General features: G+C 65.0%; 22 protein-coding genes. 13 read left to right on the forward strand and 9 right to left on the reverse strand.

Annotated elements, in window-relative coordinates:
* Window positions 1-65 precede the first annotated feature (65 nt).
* Window positions 66-845: an exodeoxyribonuclease III gene (locus tag THL1_RS27860; RefSeq protein WP_069086259.1), complete on the forward strand. Its 780-nt coding sequence runs from the start codon at window positions 66-68 to the stop codon at window positions 843-845.
* A gap of 55 nt (window positions 846-900) precedes the next feature.
* Here the strand turns inward: THL1_RS27860 and THL1_RS27865 are convergent, their stop codons facing one another.
* Complete coding sequence (locus THL1_RS27865; protein WP_028626898.1) at window positions 901-1,266, reverse strand: DUF4870 domain-containing protein; 366 nt, start codon at window positions 1,264-1,266, stop codon at window positions 901-903.
* A gap of 24 nt (window positions 1,267-1,290) precedes the next feature.
* Complete coding sequence (rph, locus tag THL1_RS27870; protein WP_069086260.1) at window positions 1,291-2,010, reverse strand: ribonuclease PH; 720 nt, start codon at window positions 2,008-2,010, stop codon at window positions 1,291-1,293.
* Window positions 2,011-2,147: 137 nt separating this feature from the next.
* Here rph and THL1_RS27875 point away from each other — a divergent pair, with 137 nt between their 5' ends.
* The 6 genes from THL1_RS27875 (at window position 2,148) to THL1_RS27900 (ending at window position 7,454) form a co-directional block, all read left to right on the forward strand.
* Window positions 2,148-3,011: a YicC/YloC family endoribonuclease gene (locus tag THL1_RS27875; protein ID WP_069086261.1), complete on the forward strand. Its 864-nt coding sequence runs from the start codon at window positions 2,148-2,150 to the stop codon at window positions 3,009-3,011.
* A 12-nt stretch (window positions 3,012-3,023) separates the two neighbouring features.
* The gene (gene gmk / locus THL1_RS27880) at window positions 3,024-3,644 is read left to right on the forward strand and encodes a guanylate kinase (RefSeq protein WP_069086262.1); all 621 of its coding nucleotides are present in this window, start codon (window positions 3,024-3,026) and stop codon (window positions 3,642-3,644) included.
* Window positions 3,645-3,823: 179 nt separating this feature from the next.
* A complete protein-coding gene (gene rpoZ / locus THL1_RS27885) occupies window positions 3,824-4,087 on the forward strand; it encodes a DNA-directed RNA polymerase subunit omega (protein WP_069086263.1) in 264 nt (87 codons plus the stop codon).
* A 60-nt stretch (window positions 4,088-4,147) separates the two neighbouring features.
* Window positions 4,148-6,256: a bifunctional GTP diphosphokinase/guanosine-3',5'-bis pyrophosphate 3'-pyrophosphohydrolase gene (spoT, locus tag THL1_RS27890; RefSeq protein ID WP_069086264.1), complete on the forward strand. Its 2,109-nt coding sequence runs from the start codon at window positions 4,148-4,150 to the stop codon at window positions 6,254-6,256.
* A gap of 27 nt (window positions 6,257-6,283) precedes the next feature.
* On the forward strand, window positions 6,284-6,664 hold the full coding sequence (locus tag THL1_RS27895; protein WP_069086265.1) for a RidA family protein: 381 nt from the start codon (window positions 6,284-6,286) through the stop codon (window positions 6,662-6,664).
* Window positions 6,665-6,719: 55 nt separating this feature from the next.
* Entirely contained in the window at window positions 6,720-7,454 is a 735-nt protein-coding gene (locus tag THL1_RS27900) for a hypothetical protein (RefSeq protein ID WP_069086266.1), read from the forward strand.
* Window positions 7,455-7,526: 72 nt separating this feature from the next.
* Here the strand turns inward: THL1_RS27900 and THL1_RS27905 are convergent, their stop codons facing one another.
* The 3 genes from THL1_RS27905 to THL1_RS27915 form a co-directional block, all read right to left on the reverse strand.
* Window positions 7,527-8,141: a LysE family translocator gene (locus THL1_RS27905; RefSeq protein ID WP_069086267.1), complete on the reverse strand. Its 615-nt coding sequence runs from the start codon at window positions 8,139-8,141 to the stop codon at window positions 7,527-7,529.
* A 69-nt stretch (window positions 8,142-8,210) separates the two neighbouring features.
* Complete coding sequence (locus tag THL1_RS27910) at window positions 8,211-9,011, reverse strand: helix-turn-helix transcriptional regulator (RefSeq protein WP_069086268.1); 801 nt, start codon at window positions 9,009-9,011, stop codon at window positions 8,211-8,213.
* A gap of 4 nt (window positions 9,012-9,015) precedes the next feature.
* The gene (locus THL1_RS27915) at window positions 9,016-9,873 is read right to left on the reverse strand and encodes an SDR family oxidoreductase (protein ID WP_069086269.1); all 858 of its coding nucleotides are present in this window, start codon (window positions 9,871-9,873) and stop codon (window positions 9,016-9,018) included.
* A gap of 212 nt (window positions 9,874-10,085) precedes the next feature.
* Here THL1_RS27915 and exbB point away from each other — a divergent pair, with 212 nt between their 5' ends.
* The 6 genes from exbB (at window position 10,086) to THL1_RS27945 (ending at window position 16,817) form a co-directional block, all read left to right on the forward strand.
* The gene (gene exbB / locus THL1_RS27920) at window positions 10,086-11,066 is read left to right on the forward strand and encodes a tonB-system energizer ExbB (RefSeq protein WP_069086653.1); all 981 of its coding nucleotides are present in this window, start codon (window positions 10,086-10,088) and stop codon (window positions 11,064-11,066) included.
* 3 nt (window positions 11,067-11,069) lie between these two features.
* Window positions 11,070-11,495, forward strand: a complete 426-nt coding sequence (gene exbD / locus THL1_RS27925) for a TonB system transport protein ExbD (RefSeq protein WP_069086270.1) — start codon at window positions 11,070-11,072, stop codon at window positions 11,493-11,495.
* On the forward strand, window positions 11,492-12,220 hold the full coding sequence (locus THL1_RS27930; RefSeq protein ID WP_069086271.1) for an energy transducer TonB: 729 nt from the start codon (window positions 11,492-11,494) through the stop codon (window positions 12,218-12,220). Before exbD ends, THL1_RS27930 begins: the two co-directional genes overlap by 4 nt.
* An 88-nt stretch (window positions 12,221-12,308) precedes the next feature.
* Window positions 12,309-13,247 (forward strand): hydrogen peroxide-inducible genes activator, encoded by a 939-nt coding sequence (locus THL1_RS27935; protein WP_069086272.1) that lies wholly within the window; start codon window positions 12,309-12,311, stop codon window positions 13,245-13,247.
* Window positions 13,244-15,319 (forward strand): ATP-dependent DNA helicase RecG, encoded by a 2,076-nt coding sequence (gene recG / locus THL1_RS27940; protein WP_069086273.1) that lies wholly within the window; start codon window positions 13,244-13,246, stop codon window positions 15,317-15,319. Before THL1_RS27935 ends, recG begins: the two co-directional genes overlap by 4 nt.
* Window positions 15,320-15,410: 91 nt before the next feature.
* A complete protein-coding gene (locus THL1_RS27945) occupies window positions 15,411-16,817 on the forward strand; it encodes an HDOD domain-containing protein (protein WP_069086274.1) in 1,407 nt (468 codons plus the stop codon).
* A gap of 164 nt (window positions 16,818-16,981) precedes the next feature.
* Here THL1_RS27945 and THL1_RS27950 read toward each other — a convergent pair whose 3' ends face one another.
* From THL1_RS27950 to THL1_RS27965, 4 genes are all read right to left on the reverse strand, one after another.
* Window positions 16,982-17,374 carry a helicase gene (locus THL1_RS27950; RefSeq protein WP_069086275.1) on the reverse strand — a complete coding sequence of 131 codons (393 nt, stop codon included), beginning with the start codon at window positions 17,372-17,374 and terminating at the stop codon, window positions 16,982-16,984.
* A gap of 136 nt (window positions 17,375-17,510) precedes the next feature.
* Window positions 17,511-17,783, reverse strand: coding sequence for an HU family DNA-binding protein (locus tag THL1_RS27955; RefSeq protein ID WP_016495401.1), 273 nt, complete (start codon window positions 17,781-17,783; stop codon window positions 17,511-17,513).
* 188 nt (window positions 17,784-17,971) lie between these two features.
* Window positions 17,972-19,120 carry an NAD(P)/FAD-dependent oxidoreductase gene (locus tag THL1_RS27960; protein ID WP_069086276.1) on the reverse strand — a complete coding sequence of 383 codons (1,149 nt, stop codon included), beginning with the start codon at window positions 19,118-19,120 and terminating at the stop codon, window positions 17,972-17,974.
* A 73-nt stretch (window positions 19,121-19,193) separates the two neighbouring features.
* On the reverse strand, window positions 19,194-19,361 hold the full coding sequence (locus tag THL1_RS27965) for a rubredoxin (RefSeq protein WP_028626916.1): 168 nt from the start codon (window positions 19,359-19,361) through the stop codon (window positions 19,194-19,196).
* Window positions 19,362-19,415: the final 54 nt, after the last annotated feature.

Here is a 19,415-nt window from a genome sequence, read left to right on the forward strand (position 1 = left end):
GCACGGATTTAGCTAAAAAGAAAGAGCTCGGGTATCATACACGCACGTGTTTTTGGGGGCCATTTATGCGGATCATCAGCGTGAACGTGAATGGTATTCAAGCGGCAGCCGAGCGGGGACTCCTCAGCTGGCTGCAAGCGCAGAATGCCGACGTGATCTGCCTGCAAGACACACGTGCCTCCGCCTTCGACCTGGACGACCCTGCCTTCCAACTGGATGGTTATTTCCTCTATGCCGGCGATGCCGAAGTGCCTGCCCAAGGTGGCGTGGCGCTCTATTCGCGGTTGCAACCCAAGGCGGTTATCTGGGGACTCGGATTCGAGTCCTGCGATCGGTACGGACGCTACTTGCAGGCAGATTTCGACAAAGTGAGCATCGCCACCCTGCTGCTGCCTTCCGGGCAAGGCGGGGACGAGAACCTGAACCACAAGTTCAAGTTCATGGACGACCTCACCCATTATCTGAACAAGCAGCGCCGCAAGCGCCGCGAGTACATCTATTGCGGCTCGCTCTACGTCGCCCACCAGAAGCTGGACGTGAAGAACTGGCGCGACTGCCAGCAGATCCCTGGCTTCCTGGCGCCTGAGCGCGCCTGGATGGACGAGGTGTTCGGCAACATGGGTTATGTGGACGCCCTGCGCGAAGTCAGCCGCGAAGGTGACCAGTTCAGTTGGTGGCCGGATAGCGAACAGGCCGAGATGCTCAACCTCGGCTGGCGCTTCGACTACCAGGTGCTCACGCCGGGCCTGCGCCGCTTCGTGCGCAGCGCCAAGCTGCCGCGTCAGCCGCGCTTCTCCCAGCATGCGCCGCTGATCGTCGACTACGACTGGTTGCTCAGCGTGTGATCCAGGCAAGAAAAAGCCGGCTCGAAAGCCGGCTTTTTCTTGTCCGCGATTCGAGCTACTTCACCAGCCGCCAGCAGAAGGGGTAGCGATAGGCCTGCCCCTCATTGGCCTTGATCCCGGCGATGATGGTCAGCACTAGCGCACCGATGCTAACCAGTCCAAGCAGCGGGAAGCCAATCACCACCAGCATCAGCAGGAAGCACAGCACCACGGCCAGCGCCACGGTGATCTGGAAGTTCAGCGCTTCCTTGCCCTGGGCATCGACGAAGGGGTCGAGGTCCTTCTTGATCTGCCAGACGATCAACGGACCGAGCAGATTGCCGAAGGGGAACACCAGGCCGAGGAAGGCGGAGAAATGGCAGAACATCGCCCATTGCCGTACTTCCCGGTTCGGCTCCTGATACTGAGTTGGTTCGTCCATACCCGCTTCCTCGTGGCTTTGGTGTCAGTCGGCCAGGGCGGCGCGCTGCAGTTCGAACAGGTCGTTCAGGCCCTTGCGCGCCAGGTCCAGCATGGCGGTCAGCTCTTCCGGCTGGAAAGGCACGCCTTCGGCAGTGCCCTGGACTTCGATAAAGCCGCCAGCATCGGTCATGACCACGTTCAGGTCGGTTTCAGCGGCGGCGTCTTCCAGATAGTCCAGGTCCAGCACCGCCTCGCCCTGGTAAATGCCCACGGAGACCGCGGCAACCATCTGTTTCAACGGCTCGCCTTTCAGGGCGCCGCGCTTCTTCAGCACCTTCAGCGCATCGACCAGGGCCACCATGGCGCCGGTAATGGATGCGGTGCGGGTACCGCCGTCGGCCTGGATCACATCGCAATCCAGGTAAATGGTGTTCTCGCCCAGCTTGGTCATGTCCAGCGCGGCGCGCAGCGAACGACCGATCAGGCGCTGGATTTCCAGGGTACGACCGCCCTGCTTGCCACGGCTGGCCTCGCGCTGGTTACGCTCACCGGTGGCGCGCGGCAGCATGCCGTACTCGGCGGTCAACCAACCCTGGCCCTGGCCCTTGAGAAAGCGTGGCACGCCGGATTCGACACTGGCCGTGCAGATCACTTTGGTATCCCCGAACTCAACCAGCACCGAACCTTCGGCATGTTTGGTGTAGTTGCGGGTGATGCGGATCGGGCGCAGCTGATCGGCCGAGCGGCCACTGGGACGTTTCATCGGGGCTTACCTGTTCGGGAGAAATCTGCCCGCCATTATAGAGGCCCGGCGCCGAGGGGGACATCGCCGCGTTGGGAGGCGAAAGCCGCCTGGGCTACAATCGCCTCCTTTGATCGCCGAAACCGAGAGGACACCCCATGGTGCACAGCATGACCGCCTTCGCCCGCGTGGAGCGGGCCGGCCCCCACGGCACCCTGAGCTGGGAACTGCGCTCGGTCAACCATCGCTATCTCGAACCCCACCTGCGTCTGCCGGAAGCCTTCCGCGACCTCGAAGGCCCGGTTCGCGACGCCCTGCGCCAGGGGTTGTCGCGCGGCAAGGTGGAATGCACCCTGCGCCTGGCCGAAGAGACCGCCGGCAAGCCGCTGCAAGTGGATCGCGAACGCGCCAGCCAGCTGATCCAGGCCGCCGAGAGCGTCGCCGCGCTGATCCAGCAGCCAGCCCCGCTCAATCCCCTGGAGGTCCTTGCCTGGCCCGGCGTACTGGTAGCCGACGCCGCCGACCCGCAAGCCCTGAATGCCGCTGCCCTGGAAGCCTTCGCCCAGGCCCTGGACGAACTGAAGAACGGCCGTGCCCGTGAAGGTGCCGAACTGGCCCGCCTGCTCAATGACCGCCTGGACGCCATGCAGGAAGAAGTCGTCGCCCTGCGCGCACTGGTTCCGCAGATGCTCGCCGCCCAGCGGCAGAAGATCGTCGACCGCTTCGCCGAAATGAAGGCCGAGTTCGACCCGCAACGGCTGGAACAGGAAATGGTCCTGCTGGCACAGAAAAGCGACGTGGCCGAAGAACTGGACCGCCTCGGCACCCACATCGGTGAAGTCCGCCGCGTGCTCAAGGCCGGCGGCGCCGCCGGTCGCCGCCTCGACTTCCTGATGCAGGAGCTCAATCGCGAAGCCAATACACTGGGCTCCAAGGCCTTTGACCCGCGCAGCACCCAGGCTGCGGTCAACCTCAAGGTGTTGATCGAGCAGATGCGCGAACAAGTCCAGAACATCGAGTAAGAGACTGCCTCCATGACCGCCACTCCCGGCACCCTGTACATCGTTTCCGCGCCCTCCGGCGCCGGCAAGACCAGCCTGGTCAAGGCGTTGATCGATGCCGAGCCCAACATTCGCGTTTCCGTATCCCACACCACCCGTGGCATGCGTCCGGGCGAGGTGGACAGCGTCAACTACAACTTCGTGAGCCGCGAAGAGTTCGTGCAGATGCTCGAGCACGGCGACTTCCTCGAACATGCCGAAGTCTTCGGCAACCTCTACGGCACCTCTCAGCGCTGGGTGCAGCAGACCCTGGCCGAAGGCCACGACCTGATCCTCGAGATCGACTGGCAGGGCGCCCAGCAGGTGCGCCACCTGATGCCCCAGGCCAAATCCATCTTCATCCTGCCGCCGAGCCAGCAAGCCCTGCGCCAGCGCCTGGACAACCGTGGCCAGGACAGCGAAGAGATCATCGAACGGCGCATGCGCGAGGCCGTCAGCGAAATGAGTCACTACGTCGAGTACGACTACCTGGTGATCAACGACGATTTCGCCACGGCCCTGGACGATCTCAAGTCCATCTTCCGCGCCAACCAGCTGCGTCAGGCGCCCCAGCAGGTTCGCCACGGCGCGTTGCTGGCCCGACTGCTGGATTGACCTTCGGCAGCCTCTATCGCCGCCATAGCTGGCTTCCGGTCCCGCCTTGGCCCAGACTCCATCCCGAGGGGCGCCGAAAATCGGCGCTTCCCTAATTGGTGGCGATTTTTTAGACTATTCAGTCCGCTCGCCCATTTGGGCAAAGCATCAGCCATTCATTTCGTGCTACGAGGAACACCATGGCCCGCGTTACCGTTGAAGACTGCCTGGACAACGTCGATAACCGCTTCGAGCTGGTCATGCTCGCTACCAAGCGTTCCCGTCAGCTGGCCACCGGCGGCAAGGAGCCGAAGGTAGCCTGGGAAAACGACAAGCCGACCGTAGTCGCCCTGCGCGAGATCGCTGCCGGCCTGGTCGACTACGACGTCATCGCCCAGGAAGACATCGTTGAAGAAGAGCCGCTGTTCGCCGCATTCGATGACGAGGCCAACGAGGCCCTCTGAATCCATGCCTGGTCGACGTCGCACGGCGCAGGGTCATGAAGGTCGGCAAGGAGAGACATCTTGCCGAGCATAGACGTCCTTGCCGATCGACTTTCGGCCTACCTCGGCGCCGACCAGGTCAACCTGGTGCGCCGAGCCTACTTCTATGCCGAGCAGGCCCATGACGGCCAGCGTCGACGCAGCGGCGAAGCGTACGTCACCCACCCGCTCGCCGTAGCCAACATCCTCGCCGACATGCACATGGACCATCAAAGCCTGATGGCCGCGATGCTGCATGACGTGATCGAGGACACCGGCATCGCCAAGGAAGCCCTCAGCGCGCAGTTCGGCGAAACCGTCGCCGAGCTGGTGGACGGGGTCAGCAAACTGACCCAGATGAACTTCGAGTCCAAGGCCGAGGCCCAGGCGGAAAACTTCCAGAAGATGGCCATGGCCATGGCGCGCGACATCCGCGTGATCCTGGTCAAGCTGGCCGATCGCCTGCACAACATGCGCACCCTGGAAGTGCTGTCCGGCGAAAAGCGCCGGCGCATCGCCAAGGAAACCCTGGAAATCTACGCACCCATCGCCAACCGACTGGGCATGCACAGCATGCGCGTGGAGTTCGAGGACCTCGGCTTCAAGGCCATGCACCCGATGCGTTCCGAGCGCATCCGCGCCGCAGTCAGACGCGCCCGCGGCAACCGCAAGGAAATCGTCAACAAGATCGAGGAATCGCTGACCAACTGCCTGCGACGCGAAGGCATGGAAGGCGAGGTCATCGGCCGCGAAAAGCACCTCTACAGCATCTACAAGAAGATGCGCGGCAAGCGCCGGGCGTTCAACGAAATCATGGACGTCTACGCCTTCCGCATCATCGTCGACAAGGTCGACACCTGTTACCGCGTGCTCGGCGCCGTGCACAACCTGTACAAACCGCTGCCCGGCCGCTTCAAGGATTACATCGCGATCCCCAAGGCCAACGGCTACCAGTCGCTGCACACCACGCTGTTCGGCATGCACGGCGTGCCCATCGAGATCCAGATCCGCACCCGTGAGATGGAAGAGATGGCCAACAACGGCATCGCGGCCCACTGGCTGTACAAGTCCACCGAGGACGACCAGCCCAAGGGCACTCACGCCCGCGCTCGCCAGTGGGTCAAGGGCATCCTCGAGCTGCAGCAGCGCGCCGGCAACTCGCTGGAATTCATCGAAAGCGTGAAGATCGACCTCTTCCCCGACGAGGTCTACGTGTTCACGCCCAAGGGCCGCATCATGGAGCTGCCCAAAGGTTCCACTGCGGTCGACTTCGCCTATGCGGTGCACACCGACGTCGGCAACACCTGCATCGCGTGCCGTATCAACCGCCGCCTGGCACCGCTGTCCGAACCGCTGCAGAGCGGCGAGACCGTGGAAATCGTCACCGCGCCGGGTGCCCGGCCAAACCCGGCCTGGCTCAATTTCGTGGTGACCGGAAAAGCCCGTACCCACATCCGCCATGCGCTCAAGCAGCAGCGCCGCTCCGAGTCCATCAACCTCGGCGAACGCCTGCTGAACAAGGCGCTCGCAGGCTTCGAGAGCCATCTGGACAAGATCAGCCCCGAGCGCATCCAGGCCGTCCTCGGCGAATACCGCCTGGACGTGATCGAAGACCTGCTGGAAGACATCGGCCTCGGCAACCGCATGGCCTATGTGGTCGCACGCCGCCTGCTGGCCAGTGACGGCGAGCAGTTGCCGAGCCCCGAAGGCCCACTGGCCATCCGCGGCACCGAGGGTCTGGTGCTCAGCTACGCCAAGTGTTGCACCCCGATTCCGGGCGACCCCATCGTCGGCCACCTCTCCGCCGGCAAGGGCATGGTGGTGCACCTGGAAAGCTGCAAGAACATCGGCGAGATCCGGCACAACCCGGAGAAGTGCATCCAGCTCTCCTGGGCCAAGGATGTCGCTGGCGAGTTCAACGTCGAGCTGCGCGTCGAGCTGGAACACCAGCGCGGCCTGATCGCCCTGCTGGCCAGCAGTGTCAATGCCGCCGACGGCAACATCGAGAAGATCAGCATGGACGAGCGCGATGGCCGCATCAGCGTGGTCCAACTGGTCGTCAGCGTGCACGACCGCGTGCACCTGGCCCGCGTGATCAAGAAGCTGCGTGCGCTCAAAGGGGTGATTCGCATCACCCGTGTGCGGGCGTAGCCGATCCTAAAGACCCAAGGAGTTCTCATGAGCAAGACCGTTATCAGCAGTGACAAGGCCCCTGCCGCCATCGGCACTTACTCCCAGGCCATCAAGGCCGGCAACACTGTCTACATGTCCGGCCAGATCCCCCTTGATCCCAAGACTATGGAACTGGTGGAAGGCTTCGAAGCCCAGACCATTCAGGTGTTCGAGAACCTGAAAGCCGTAGCCGAGGCTGCTGGTGGTTCCTTCAAGGACATCGTCAAGCTGAACATCTTCCTGACCGACCTGTCCCACTTCGCCAAGGTGAACGAAGTCATGGGTCGCTATTTCGAGCAGCCCTACCCGGCTCGCGCCGCCATCGGCGTTGCCGCCCTGCCGCGCGGTTCCCAGGTGGAAATGGACGCCATCCTGGTCCTCGAATAAGCCACTCCCGCCACGGGCCGTCCGGCCCGTGGCATCGTTCCGGAAGGAATCCGTCATGCGTGTCGCGCTCCCCCTGCTGCTCTGTGCGGCCATTCTCGGCGGCTGTTCCAGCACGCCCTCCGACCCCAGCGGTATCTGGATCAACCAGGCGGCGATCAACGCCGCAGCCAAAGAAGGCAAGCTGCGCGAGTCCCTGCTCGCCTATGGCCCGAACCTGGAATGGCAGATCGACCAGAAGACCGGCGAAGCCCACTACAGCAACGGCTTCGAACTGGGCGAGGGGCGCCTCGCCACCCAGGAGGACGGCAACTGGCGGGTGGACTTCTACGGTGACTACCACGAAGTCCTGGAAGTGAACGGCAAGGAGCTGGTCCAACAGGCCAGCGAGAACCTTCCCGAGCAGCGTTTCATCCACCCGGACAAGACACCTGCCGAAGGTGCACCGCCGGGCAGCGCGTTCGAGCACGCGCTCTACTCCGCTTATCTCGGTGGCGCCTGGAAAATCGTCGAAGGCCAGGGCGAGGGCGGATTGGTCAAATTCAATCCGGATGGCAGCCTGGAAGGCCTCCCGGGTGCTGATCGCTACGCACTCTGCCTGGCCGGCGACTGCGCAGCCATGAGTGGCGAGAATGACAGCATCTGGCTACAACAGGGCAACCAGGGCGCGGCCTGGATCTTCGTCCATAACGGCGATGAACTGGAAATTCTCGAAGCCCGCAACCGCGCGCAGATCGATGAGATGCCCGAATACTCCCCCGGCAAACGCGCCTGGCTGCTGGAGCGCGACTGAAGTTATTCCGCAGGACGTAGGAGCGAGCTCTGCTCGCGAAGCTTCGTGCCGACCGATCACAAGCGTTCGCTCCTACACGCTGACCACCAGCCACATCCCCAGCGCCAGCAACAACGCCCCGCAAAGCCTATCCAGCTCCCTCACCCGCAGCTGCAACCAACCGCGCCAGCGCGGATGCCCCAGTAAGCGCACCAGCGCCATATCCCAGAACAGCACCACCGCTGTCATCCAGCCCATGCTCATGGCCAGCCCCCAGCCGGGCATGGCCGCATTGCGCAGCACGCCGAACAGCCCGGCATAGAAGATCGGCAGCTTGGGATTAAGACTGCTGGCCAGCAGCCCCTCGGAAAATCCGAGCCGCCACGAACCGCGCTCGCCCGCCTCGGCCTGCGGCAGTTCCAGCTCGCGGGTCGTCAGCAGCGCCTGGGCGCCAATCCAGATGAAGTAGCCGCCTCCCACCAACTGCAGCAGTTTCCAGCCAGGCCCCTCCAAAACAGGCAGCAGGCTCAGGGCGAGCAGCACCAGCAGCATGCTCAGCAGATTGGCCAGCGCGATGCCCGCCGCAACACCGTCGGCATGGCGCAATCCTTTGACCAGCCCGGCGCGCAGCAGCAGGAAAAAATCCGGACCTGGTGACAGCAAGGCAGCGAAATGGGTGCTGGCGACCAGCAGGAACAACGCGAGCATGGCTTCGAGCCTCCGTGAAATACGGCGGCCAGTGTCGAGGCCTGGCAAGCGGGCGGTCTTGGAGAAAACTCAGGTGCGCGCGGCGCGGCGGAACTGCCCCGGCGTGACGCCGGTGAACCGCTTGAAAGTGCCGGAGAAGTGCGCCTGGTCGTAGAACCCGAGAGACAGCGCCACCTCCAGCGGCGGCTGGTCGCCCAGAAGCAGGCGCTTGGCTTCACGGACTCGACGCTGCAACAGGTAGGTGTGCGGCGGCACGCCATAGGCGCCGCGGAAGGCGTCGATCAGATAGCGCGGATGACGCTGCACCAGGCCGGCCAATTGCTCCAGGCTGACCGCCTCGGCGTAATGCGCTTCCAGGTAGTCGCGCAGAAAGGCCGTCACACCACCGTCCCGCGAAGCGGGCGCCGCCACGCGCAAACCGCCGTGACGCACGAAGACTCGTTCCAGTACATCCAGCAGTTCGCTTTCCAGCGCCAGCGCATCGCCCCGCTCGAATTCCGCCGCCAGGCGCGCCAACCCGGCCGCCACGAGGCCGTCATCGGCCGGATTCAATTCACGAAATCCGCTTGGCAGGCACTTGCGCCCGAGCAGGGCCGGCAAGCGCGCTTCCTCGACATAGAGCATGCGATAGACCAGCCGGTCGGACTCGGCGTGTCCGGTGTGGGGCTCTTCCGGATTCATCAGCGACAGGGTGCCGGCCGGCAAGGCATGTCGCGCACCCCGGCACTGATAGCCGCCAACACCCTGGAGGATGGCACCGATAGCAAAGGCATCGTGGCTGTGGCGGCCGAAGGGCTGCCCGGAAAAATCCGCGTGGAACAGCTCCACTCCCGGCAACCAGGGGCGCGCCAGCATGCGGTTGGCGACCATGGCGTCAGGCGTCGCCAAGGATCGCCGCGTAGCCTTCGCGGAAGCTGGGGTAGCGCGGCGCCCAGCCCAGTGCGCGAGCACGGGCATTGCTGCAGCGCTTGCTGCCCGAGCGGCGCACGGTAGATTCCTCGGCCCACTCGGTCACCCCCAGGCGCTCACGCAGCCAGCCCACCACTTCATGCAGCGGCGCCGGCGCATCATCGACGCCGATGTAGCAGTCCTCCAGCGCCGTCCCGGCGGCATCGGCCTCGAGCAGGTGGGCAAGCAGGCCGGCACAGTCGTCGACATGGATACGGTTCGCGTAGAGCGGCGGTTCGCTGACCACCCGGTAGCCCATGCGCACCTGCTTCAGCAGCCATTCACGACCTGGGCCGTAAATGCCGGTCAGGCGTACCCGCGTAGCCGGAATACCGCTGGCCAGGGCCAGGCGCTCGGCCTCCAGCATGACCCGGCCGGAGTAGCCCTCGGCCTCCGCCGGCGCGGTCTCGTCTATCCATTCGCCATCACGCTGGCCATACACACCGCTGCTGGACACGAACAGCAGGCGGCGCGGCTTCTGACCGTGCTGCGCCAACCAGGCGAGCACATGACGCAACCCATCGACATAGGCGGCCCGGTAGCCCGCCTCGTCGTGCTGGCTGGCGGCCACACAGTAAACGAGGTAATCCAGCGGACCGGTCGGCCAGTCTACCGGGCAGGCAGGCTGCTCCAGGTCGCCGGCCACCGGCAGGACACCGGCAGGCAGCGCTGCGACCTGACGCCGCAGGCCATGCACGGTCCAGCCGGTGTGCAGCATCCGCTGGGCGAGGCGACTGCCGACATCGCCGCAGCCGGCAATCAGGAGGGAAGCGGGAACGGACATCAGGAAAGCTCCGGAAAAGGCCTCAGCATAGGGGCTTGGCCGACTGTCGCCAAATAGACCATGCAGGAGATAAGCCGTCGGACAGCGCCACTACTGTTATAGAGTCACTTTTACAAACAAGAATTAATTGCAATAATGCAGACCCTTCGGTCCAGGCTGGCGCTTCAACGCCGATGGACGAAACCGCATTCCTTTCTTCAGGTCCGGCCAGCATGAATCCAAACGTCCGCAACGCCCAGCCCAACATCGCCTCGCGCCCGCCACGCCTGCTGGCAGCCCTGCTGATCAGCCTGATGCTGGCGCCCAACGCATCCTTCGCTGAAGAGCCGACCGCCCAGGCCGCACCGGCCGCCGCGACTCAGGCTGCCGCGCCCACCGACGCGGCTCCGGCCATCGAAGGCGCTGCGGCACCGGCCGATGGCGCGGTGCTGGACCCGAACGCCCTGCCGACCGATCCGCTGGCTGCCGAGGCCACAGGCGAACAGCTGCTGGCCCACGACCTGTCCCCCTGGGGCATGTACCAGAACGCCGACATCGTGGTGAAAGCCGTGATGATCGGCCTGGCCCTGGCTTCGGTACTGACCTGGACCGTGTGGATCGCCAAAGGCTTCGAACTGCTGGCCGCCAAGCGCCGTCTGCGCCGCGAACTGGCAACCCTGAAGGGCGCCCGCACCCTGGGCGAGGCCGGCGATAAGGTCAGCAACGGCGCCTGCGTGTCCCGCCAACTGGTGCAGGACGCCCAGGAAGAAATGCGCCTGTCCACCAATACCCGCGAGAAAGAAGGCATCAAGGAGCGCGTCAGCTTCCGCCTGGAACGTCTGGTCGCCGCCAGCGGTCGGCAGATGAGCCAGGGCACCGGCGTGCTCGCCACCATCGGTTCCACCGCGCCCTTCGTTGGCCTGTTCGGCACCGTCTGGGGCATCATGAACAGCTTCATCGGCATCGCCAAATCCCAGACCACCAACCTCGCCGTGGTGGCGCCCGGCATCGCCGAGGCCCTGCTGGCCACTGCCCTTGGCCTGGTCGCGGCGATCCCCGCCGTGGTCATCTACAACGTCTTCGCGCGCTCCATCGCCGGCTACAAGGCGCAGGTGTCCGACGCCTCCGCCCAGGTCCTGCTGCTGGTCAGCCGTGACCTCGACCACCAACCGGCCGATCGCGGCCAGTCTCCGCACATGGCGAAAGTGGGCTGAGCCATGGGAATCCATCTGAACGAAGGTGGCGATGACCTCCAGGAAACCCACGAGATCAACGTCACCCCCTTCATCGACGTGATGCTGGTGCTGCTGATCATCTTCATGGTCGCCGCTCCCCTGGCCACGGTCGACATCAAGGTCGACCTGCCCGCCTCCACTGCCAAGCCCGCAGCCAGACCGGACAAGCCGATCTACCTGAGCATCAAGGAAGACAAGAGCCTGTACCTGGACAACGAGCAGGTCAGCGAAGAGCAACTGGGCAGCGTGCTGGACAAACTGACCCATGCCGACAAGGAAAAGACCATCTTCGTCCGTGGCGACAAGGTCGTCGAATACGGTCGCCTGATGGAAGTCATGGACACCCTGCGCGGTGCCGGCTACCTGAAGATCGGCCTGGTAGGACTCGAGACGGTCGGAACCCAATGAGCCAAGGAAAACGCAAGCTGTCGCATTGGGGCGTCAGCCTGGTCGTCGTGCTCGGCCTGCACATCGGCCTCGGCCTCTGGGCACTCTACTGGCGCCCACACGCCGAGCCGATCGAGTTACCGCCCGCGGCCATGCTGGTGGAGCTGGAGCCGCTGCCGGCCCCCGCGCCCAAACCGGCACCTCCGCCGCCTCCGCAGGTCGAGCCCGAACCGCTGCCCAAGCTGGTCGAGGCGCCCAAGCCAAAGATCGCCATCGCGCCCAAGCCAAAACCCAAGCCCAAGCCGCCGAAGCCCAAGCCGCCCGAGCCGAAGCCTGAGAAGCCGCGCGAAACCGAAAGCGTGAAGGAAAGCGTTGCCGCGCCGACTACCGCGCCGAGCGATACCAAGCCCGCCGCCCAGCAGCAGGCTGCCGCCAGCGCCCCATCGGATGCCAAGCCAACCTGGCAGAGCAAGCTGCTCAGCCACCTGGCGCGCTACAAGCGCTACCCGGAAGACGCTCGCCGTCGTGGTTTCGAAGGCGTGAACCGCCTGCGCTTCGTGGTCGATGGCGAAGGCAAAGTCATCTCCTATTCCCTGGTCGGCAAATCCGGCAGTACCTCGCTGGATCGCGCCACCCTGGAAATGATCCGCCGCGCCCAGCCGCTGCCGCCACCGCCGCCGGAACTGCTGAACAACGGCTCCCTGGAAGTGGTCGCACCCTTCGTCTACTCGCTGGACCGCCGCTGACCTGCAAGCGCCTGTGCCGCCCCGGCGCAGGCGCTTGGTTCCATTGACTCCAGCCGCTATGCTTGCCGGACCTCAATGGAAAATCGCTATGACCCTCACCGAACTGCGCTACATCGTCACCCTCGCCCAGGAACAGCATTTTGGCCGTGCGGCCGAGCGTTGCCATGTGAGCCAGCCGACCCTCTCGGTCGGGGTGAAGAAACTGGAGGACGAGCTTGGCGTGCTCATCTTCGAGCGCAGCAAGAGCGCCGTGCGCCTGACCCCGGTCGGTGAGGGTATCGTCACCCAGGCGCAGAAGGTACTGGAGCAGGCCCAAGGCATCCGCGAGATGGCCCAGGCCGGCAAGAACCAGCTGACCGCGCCGCTCAAGGTGGGCGCCATCTACACCGTCGGCCCCTACCTCTTCCCGCACCTGATTCCGCAGCTGCACCGGGTCGCCCCGCAGATGCCGCTCTACATCGAAGAGAACTTCACCCACGTCCTGCGCGACAAACTGCGCACCGGCGAGCTGGACGCGATCATCATCGCCCTGCCCTTCGCAGAAGCCGACGTGCTGACCAAGCCGCTCTACGACGAACCCTTCTACGTACTGCTGCCGTCCAGCCACCCCTGGACCGCCCGCGAGTCCATCGACAGCGACATGCTCAACGACAAGAGCCTGCTGCTGCTGGGCGAAGGCCACTGCTTCCGCGACCAGGTGCTGGAAGCCTGCCCCAGCCTGCGTAAGGGTGGCGAAGACAGCGCCAAGCACACCACGGTGGAATCCAGCTCCCTGGAAACCATCCGCCACATGGTCGCCTCGGGCCTGGGCGTGTCGATCCTGCCGTTCTCCGCGGTAGACAGCCACCATTACGCTCCTGGCGTGATCGAAATCCGTCCGCTGACGCCTCCCGTGCCCTTCCGCACGGTGGCGATTGCCTGGCGCGCCAGCTTCCCGCGCCCGCGCGCCATTGAAGTGCTGGCGGATTCCATTCGCCTCTGCTCAGTGGCCCATCCGCAGACCCAGGGCGAACCGCAGCCGGCATGACCGAGCTGGCCCAAGTCCCGGTTACTGCGCTGAAAGGCGTGGGCGCCGCCCTGGCGGAAAAACTAGCCAAGGTCGGCCTGGAAAACCTGCAGGACATTCTTTTCCACCTGCCGACCCGCTATCAGGACCGCACCCGCATCACCCCCATCGGTGAACTGCGCCCGGGGCAGGATGCGGTGGTGGAAGGTATTGTCGGCGGCGCCGATGTGGTCATGGGCCGCCGGCGCAGCCTGCTGGTTCGCCTGCAGGACGGCAGCGGCACCCTCTCCTTGCGCTTCTTCCACTTCAGCCAGGCGCAGAAGGAGGGCCTCAAACGCGGCACCCAGCTGCGCTGCTACGGCGAAGTTCGCCCCGGCGCCACCGGCCTGGAGATCTACCACCCGGAGTACCGCGCCCTGTCGGGCGATGAAGCACCGCCGGTGGAACAGACCCTGACGCCCATCTACCCCACCACCGAAGGCCTCACCCAGCAGCGCCTGCGCTCCCTCAGCCAGCTCGCCCTGGCCCGCCTCGGTCCGCACAGCCTGCCGGACTGGCTCCCCAGGGAGCTGGCCCGCGACTACCACCTCGGCTCCCTGGACGACGCCATCCGCTACCTGCACCGCCCCCCGCCGGATGCCGATCTGGAAGAGCTTGCCGAAGGCCAGCACTGGGCCCAGCAGCGCCTGGCCTTCGAGGAGCTGCTGACCCACCAACTGTCGCTGCAGCGCCTGCGCGAAAGCCTGCGCGCCCAGCATGCGCCGCCGCTACCGCCCGCGCGCAAGCTGCCCGCAAAGTACCTGGCCAACCTCGGCTTCAAGCCCACCGGCGCACAACAGCGCGTCGGCGCCGAGATCGCCTACGACCTGGCCCAGCACGAACCCATGCTCCGCCTGGTGCAGGGCGACGTCGGCGCCGGCAAGACCGTGGTCGCCGCCCTCGCCGCCCTGCAGGCGCTGGAAGCTGGTTACCAGGTCGCCCTGATGGCCCCCACCGAAATCCTCGCCGAGCAGCACTTCCTTACCTTCAGCAAGTGGTTGCAGCCGCTGGGCATCGAAGTGGCCTGGCTGGCCGGCAAGCTCAAGGGCAAGGCCCGCGCCGCCGCGCTGGAACAGATTGCCGGCGGCACACCGATGGTGGTCGGCACGCATGCGCTGTTCCAGGAGGAAGTGACGTTCAAGCGCCTGGCCCTGGTGATCATCGACGAGCAGCACCGCTTTGGCGTCCAGCAGCGCCTGGCACTGCGCCAGAAGGGTGTGGACGGCCGCCTGTGCCCGCACCAGTTGATCATGACCGCCACCCCGATTCCGCGAACGCTGGCCATGAGCGCCTACGCCGACCTGGACACCTCCATCCTCGATGAGCTGCCCCCCGGCCGAACCCCGGTGAATACCGTGCTGGTGGCCGACAGCCGCCGCATCGAGGTGATCGAGCGGGTCCGCGCGGCCTGCCACGAAGGCCGCCAGGCCTATTGGGTCTGCACCCTGATCGAAGAGTCCGAGGAGCTGACCTGCCAGGCCGCGGAAACCACCTTCGAAGAACTCTCCTCGGCGCTGGGGGAACTGCATGTCGGCCTGATCCATGGGCGCATGAAGCCCGCCGAGAAGGCCGCGGTGATGGCTGAATTCAAGGCCGGTGCCCTGCAACTGCTGGTGGCCACCACCGTGATCGAAGTCGGTGTGGACGTGCCCAACGCCAGCCTGATGATCATCGAGAACCCCGAGCGCCTGGGCCTGGCCCAGCTGCACCAGCTGCGTGGCCGCGTCGGCCGGGGCAGCGCCGCCAGCCACTGTGTGCTGCTCTACCACGCGCCGCTGTCGCAGCTCGGCCGCGAACGCCTGGCGATCATGCGGGAGACCTGCGACGGCTTCGTCATCGCCGAAAAGGACCTGGAGCTACGTGGTCCCGGCGAAATGCTCGGCACCCGCCAGACGGGCCTGCTGCAGTTCAAGGTCGCCGACCTGATGCGCGACGCCGACCTACTGCCCGCCGTGCGCGACGCCGCGCAGGCCCTGCTGGCCCATTGGCCGCAGCATGTCAGTCCACTATTGGAGCGCTGGTTGCGTCACGGCCAACAGTACGGCCAAGTGTGATGCAGTTCACAGCTCAACCGTCGCCTCGCCCCGACCTCCTACAAGCTGCTCGTTATACTCCGGGCAGAAAAATTCAAAGCTGGATGCTGCCATGACTGAAGTCGCCCTCGCCCCGGATTCCTCGCCACAACCGCCCGAAGTGATCGTGCAGCTGCTCGAAAAACTCGGGCTGGCCTTCCAGGTCCGCCTGGAGCATCCGGGTCTGTCCGCCGCCCAGCGCGTCCAGGCAACGCTACTGGAGGACGCCGTTGGCGCCTTGCTGGTGCTCTTTCCGCGCAGCCAGCTGCTGGACCTCAACCGCCTCGCCGAACTCACCGGCCGCAAGCTGGTGGCGGTCAAGCCGGAACGGCTCGAGCGCATGCTCGGCAAGCACGAGCTGGGCACCCTGCCCGGCCTGCCGCCACTGACCAGTTCCCCTTGCCTGTATGACGAGCGCCTGCTGCAGGAACCCCGCCTGCTGGTGGAGTCCGGGCAACCCGGCGTACTGCTGGAGCTGGCCAGCGAGGACTATCGCAGCCTGTTGAACAAGGCCAGTGCCGCGCGCTTCGGCGAACCGCTGTCGACCATCCGCCCGAACCTTGACCGCCCGGCGGACGACCGCGCCGAGATCACTCAGGCCGTGCAGGCCTTTACCGCCCGGCGCATCCAGCAGCGCCTGGAAGAAACCATCGAGATCCCGCCGCTGGCCGAATCCGCGCAAAAGATCATCAAGCTGCGTGTCGACCCCAACGCCACCGTGGAAGACATCACCGGCGTGGTGGAAACCGACCCGGCCCTGGCCGCCCAGGTGGTGAGCTGGGCGGCTTCGCCCTACTACGCCGCCCCTGGCAAGATCCGCTCGGTGGAAGACGCCATCGTCCGCGTGCTGGGCTTCGACCTGGTCATCAACCTCGCCCTGGGCCTGGCCCTGGGCAAATCGCTGAGCCTGCCCAAGGACCAGCCGCAGCACGCCACGCCCTACTGGCAGCAGGCGATCTACACCGCCGCGGTGATCGAAGGCCTGACCCGCGCCATGCCGCGCGCCCAGCGCCCCGAAACCGGCCTGACCTACCTGGCCGGCCTGCTGCACAACTTCGGCTACCTGGTGCTGGCCCACGTCTTCCCGCCGCATTTCTCGCTGATCTGCCGGCACCTGGAGGTGAACCCGCACCTGTCCCACAGCTACATCGAGCAGCATCTGCTGGGCATCACCCGCGAGCAGATCGGCAGCTGGCTGATGCGTTTCTGGGACATGCCGGAAGAGCTGTACACCGCCCTGCGCTTCCAGCACGACCCGGACTACCAAGGCGACAACGCCGGCTACCCCAACCTCGTGTGCCTGGCGGTCAGCCTGCTGCGCAACCACGGCATCGGCTCTGGCCCGGAAGTGGCAATTCCCGACGACCTGTTCGAGGCCCTGGGCCTGACCCGCGAGAAGGCGGAGGAGGCTGTGAACAAGGTGCTGCAAGCCGAAGCGGCACTGCGCGAACTGGCCTCCCAGTTCAATGCGCCGCACTGATCGACAGGCATGAAAAAGGGGCGCCAGCAGCGCCCCTTTTCATTTGGTCGTGTCCCTGGGACTTGTAGGAGCGAATTTATTCGCGAAGCAGGTCGAAGACCTGTCCAGCTTCTACCAGACGGGCCGTTTCGCGGCCTTTCGCGAATGAATTCGCTCCCACAAAATCAGGCGGCTTTCTTCTCGACAGCCTTCTTCTTCGGCACCAGGTGCTTGGTCAGGCCCTGGAACCAAATCACCAGTGCCGGGTTGCCCTGGATCTGGATGTCCTTGTTCTGGATGCCCTGCATGAAAGCCAGTTGCTTGTTCTTCGCGCTCATGGTGGCAAAGCCGTAGGCACCGTCCTTGAAGCCGATGGCGAAGGCGGGTGCGCTGGCGGCGCCGCGCTTGCCGATTACGCGCAGGTCTTTGACGATGAAATGACGGGCGATCTTGCCGTCCAGGGTGTGCAGTTGGAACACCAGATCCTTGCCCGCCAGCTGCTGCTGGAACTCGGCATTGTCACGGCTGGCCTTGGCCATCAGGCGACCCAGCATCCAGAGAAGAAAGCGGAATTTCATGCGCGCACGGCCTCGAAGGGTTAAGAAAGCGGCGCATTGTAGCGGTTTGCCGAGAGGACTACAGCCAGCCAAAGGCGGGTTGGGCAAAAGGCGGGGTGAACTGCCCGGAACCTCCCCGGCTCCGGGCAGAAGAAGCTCAGTTCACAGCTTCTTTCAGGGACTTGCCCGGTTTGAAAGCAACGGTATTGCTGGCCTTGATCTTCACCGGCTGCCCCGTCTGCGGGTTCTTGCCGGTGCGGGCACCACGATGACGTTGCAGGAAGGTGCCGAAGCCCACCAGGGTCACGCTGTCCTTGCGGTTCAGCGCATTGGTGATTTCTTCGAGCACCGCATTGAGTACGCGATTGGCCTGATCCTTGGTGAGATCGGCCTTTTCGGCGATAGCGGCGGCGAGTTCCGGTTTACGCATAGATGCCTCTTTGACGGTTTGTTGTTTTTGTGTCCGTGCTGTCCTTCCAGAACAGCGCCCAAGGCGCCGCAACGGCTCTGCGCTGCGGCAGACCACGGGGAGGATGGCACGCCATTTGGCACCGCGCCAGTGTCCTCAGAGGGAATTCCGAAAGAACAGAAGGTTTTATCCGACAGAAGGGCTGACGTTTATGCCAGAAGCGGCGGCAGCTCACGGTTCAGGACCAGTTTCTCCTGCACCGCAGCCCCGGTCAGGGCGTAGCCGAGCAGACGGCCTGCGGCGTCGCGGTAGAGCGCCTTGATGTCGCTACCGGCGCCTTCCACGGTCCAGTCGCCGACCAGCCCGCGAGGTGGCGGCGAGACTACCAGCGGGCAGACCGGGGTCTTCACCGTCACCGGCATTGGGCCGTAGGCCACGGATGTTGGAGTGCCTGCCAGGGTTTGTGCCAGGGCGCGGGCGCAGGCCATCAGCGGCATCACATAAAGCAGGTTGAGGCCATCCACCTCGGCGCAATCGCCCAGTGCGTAGATGTTGGCGTGGCTGGTCCGCAGCTGACGGTCCACGGCAACGCCACGATTCACCGCCAGGCCGGCAGCGGCAGCCAGCTCGGTGCGTGGACGCAGACCCACGGCGGAAACCACCAGGTCGCAACGAATACGAGTGCCGTCGGAGAGCTGCGCGTCCAGGCCGTCGTCGGCACGATCCAGGCGCGCCAGCACCGGCCCCAGGTGGAAGCGCGCGCCCAGGCCTTCCAGCCCGGCTTGCACCGCCGCCGCAGCGGCCGGGTGCAGCAGGCCCGGCATCACCTGTTCGCAGGGCGCCACCAGTTCTACTTCCAGGCCGCCCAGGCTGAGGTCGTTGGCGAACTCGCAGCCGATCAGGCCAGCGCCAAGGAGCAGCACGCGGCGCTTGCCGGCGGCGGCCGTGCGGAAACGTGCGTAATCCTCCAGGTCGTTGATCGGGAAGATCGCGTCCTGGGCATCGCCCTCAACTGGTACGCGGATGGTGTCTGCGCCCCAGGCCAGCACCAGGTCGCGATAGGGCACGGCTTCCTCACCTATCCACAGGCGCTGGTGGCCCGGGTCGATGCCGGTGATGCGCGTGTGGGTGCGGATTTCCGCCTTGAGCTGATCGGCCATGGCGCCTGCCTCGGCCATGGCCAGGCCGTCGGCGTCCTTGTTCTTGCCAAAGCCGGTCGACAGCATCGGCTTGGAGTAGGAGCGGCCATCGTCGGCGCTGATCAGCAACAGCGGGGTCTCGCTGTCCAGCTTGCGGAACTCCTTGGCCAGGTTGTATCCGGCCAGGCCGGTGCCGACTATCACCACGGGTGCACTCATTGCTCACTCCTGCTCGTGCAACGACGCGACGGCCCATGGGCCGTCGCTTGAATGGGGTTGGATGGCGGGCAGATCAGGCGATTTCGATCATCTCGAAATCGATCTTGCCAACGCCGCAATCGGGGCAAACCCAATCCGGCGGGATGTCTTCCCAGCGCGTGCCAGGCGCAATGCCCTCCTCGGGCAGCCCTTCGGCTTCGTCATAAATGAACCCGCAGACGATGCATTGCCACTTGCGCATGACCACCTCCGCCGGCGCGCCAAGCCGTGCTGAACCTACTCCAATCGACCGTCG

Source organism: Pseudomonas sp. TCU-HL1, from assembly GCF_001708505.1.
Lineage (GTDB): Bacteria > Pseudomonadota > Gammaproteobacteria > Pseudomonadales > Pseudomonadaceae > Metapseudomonas.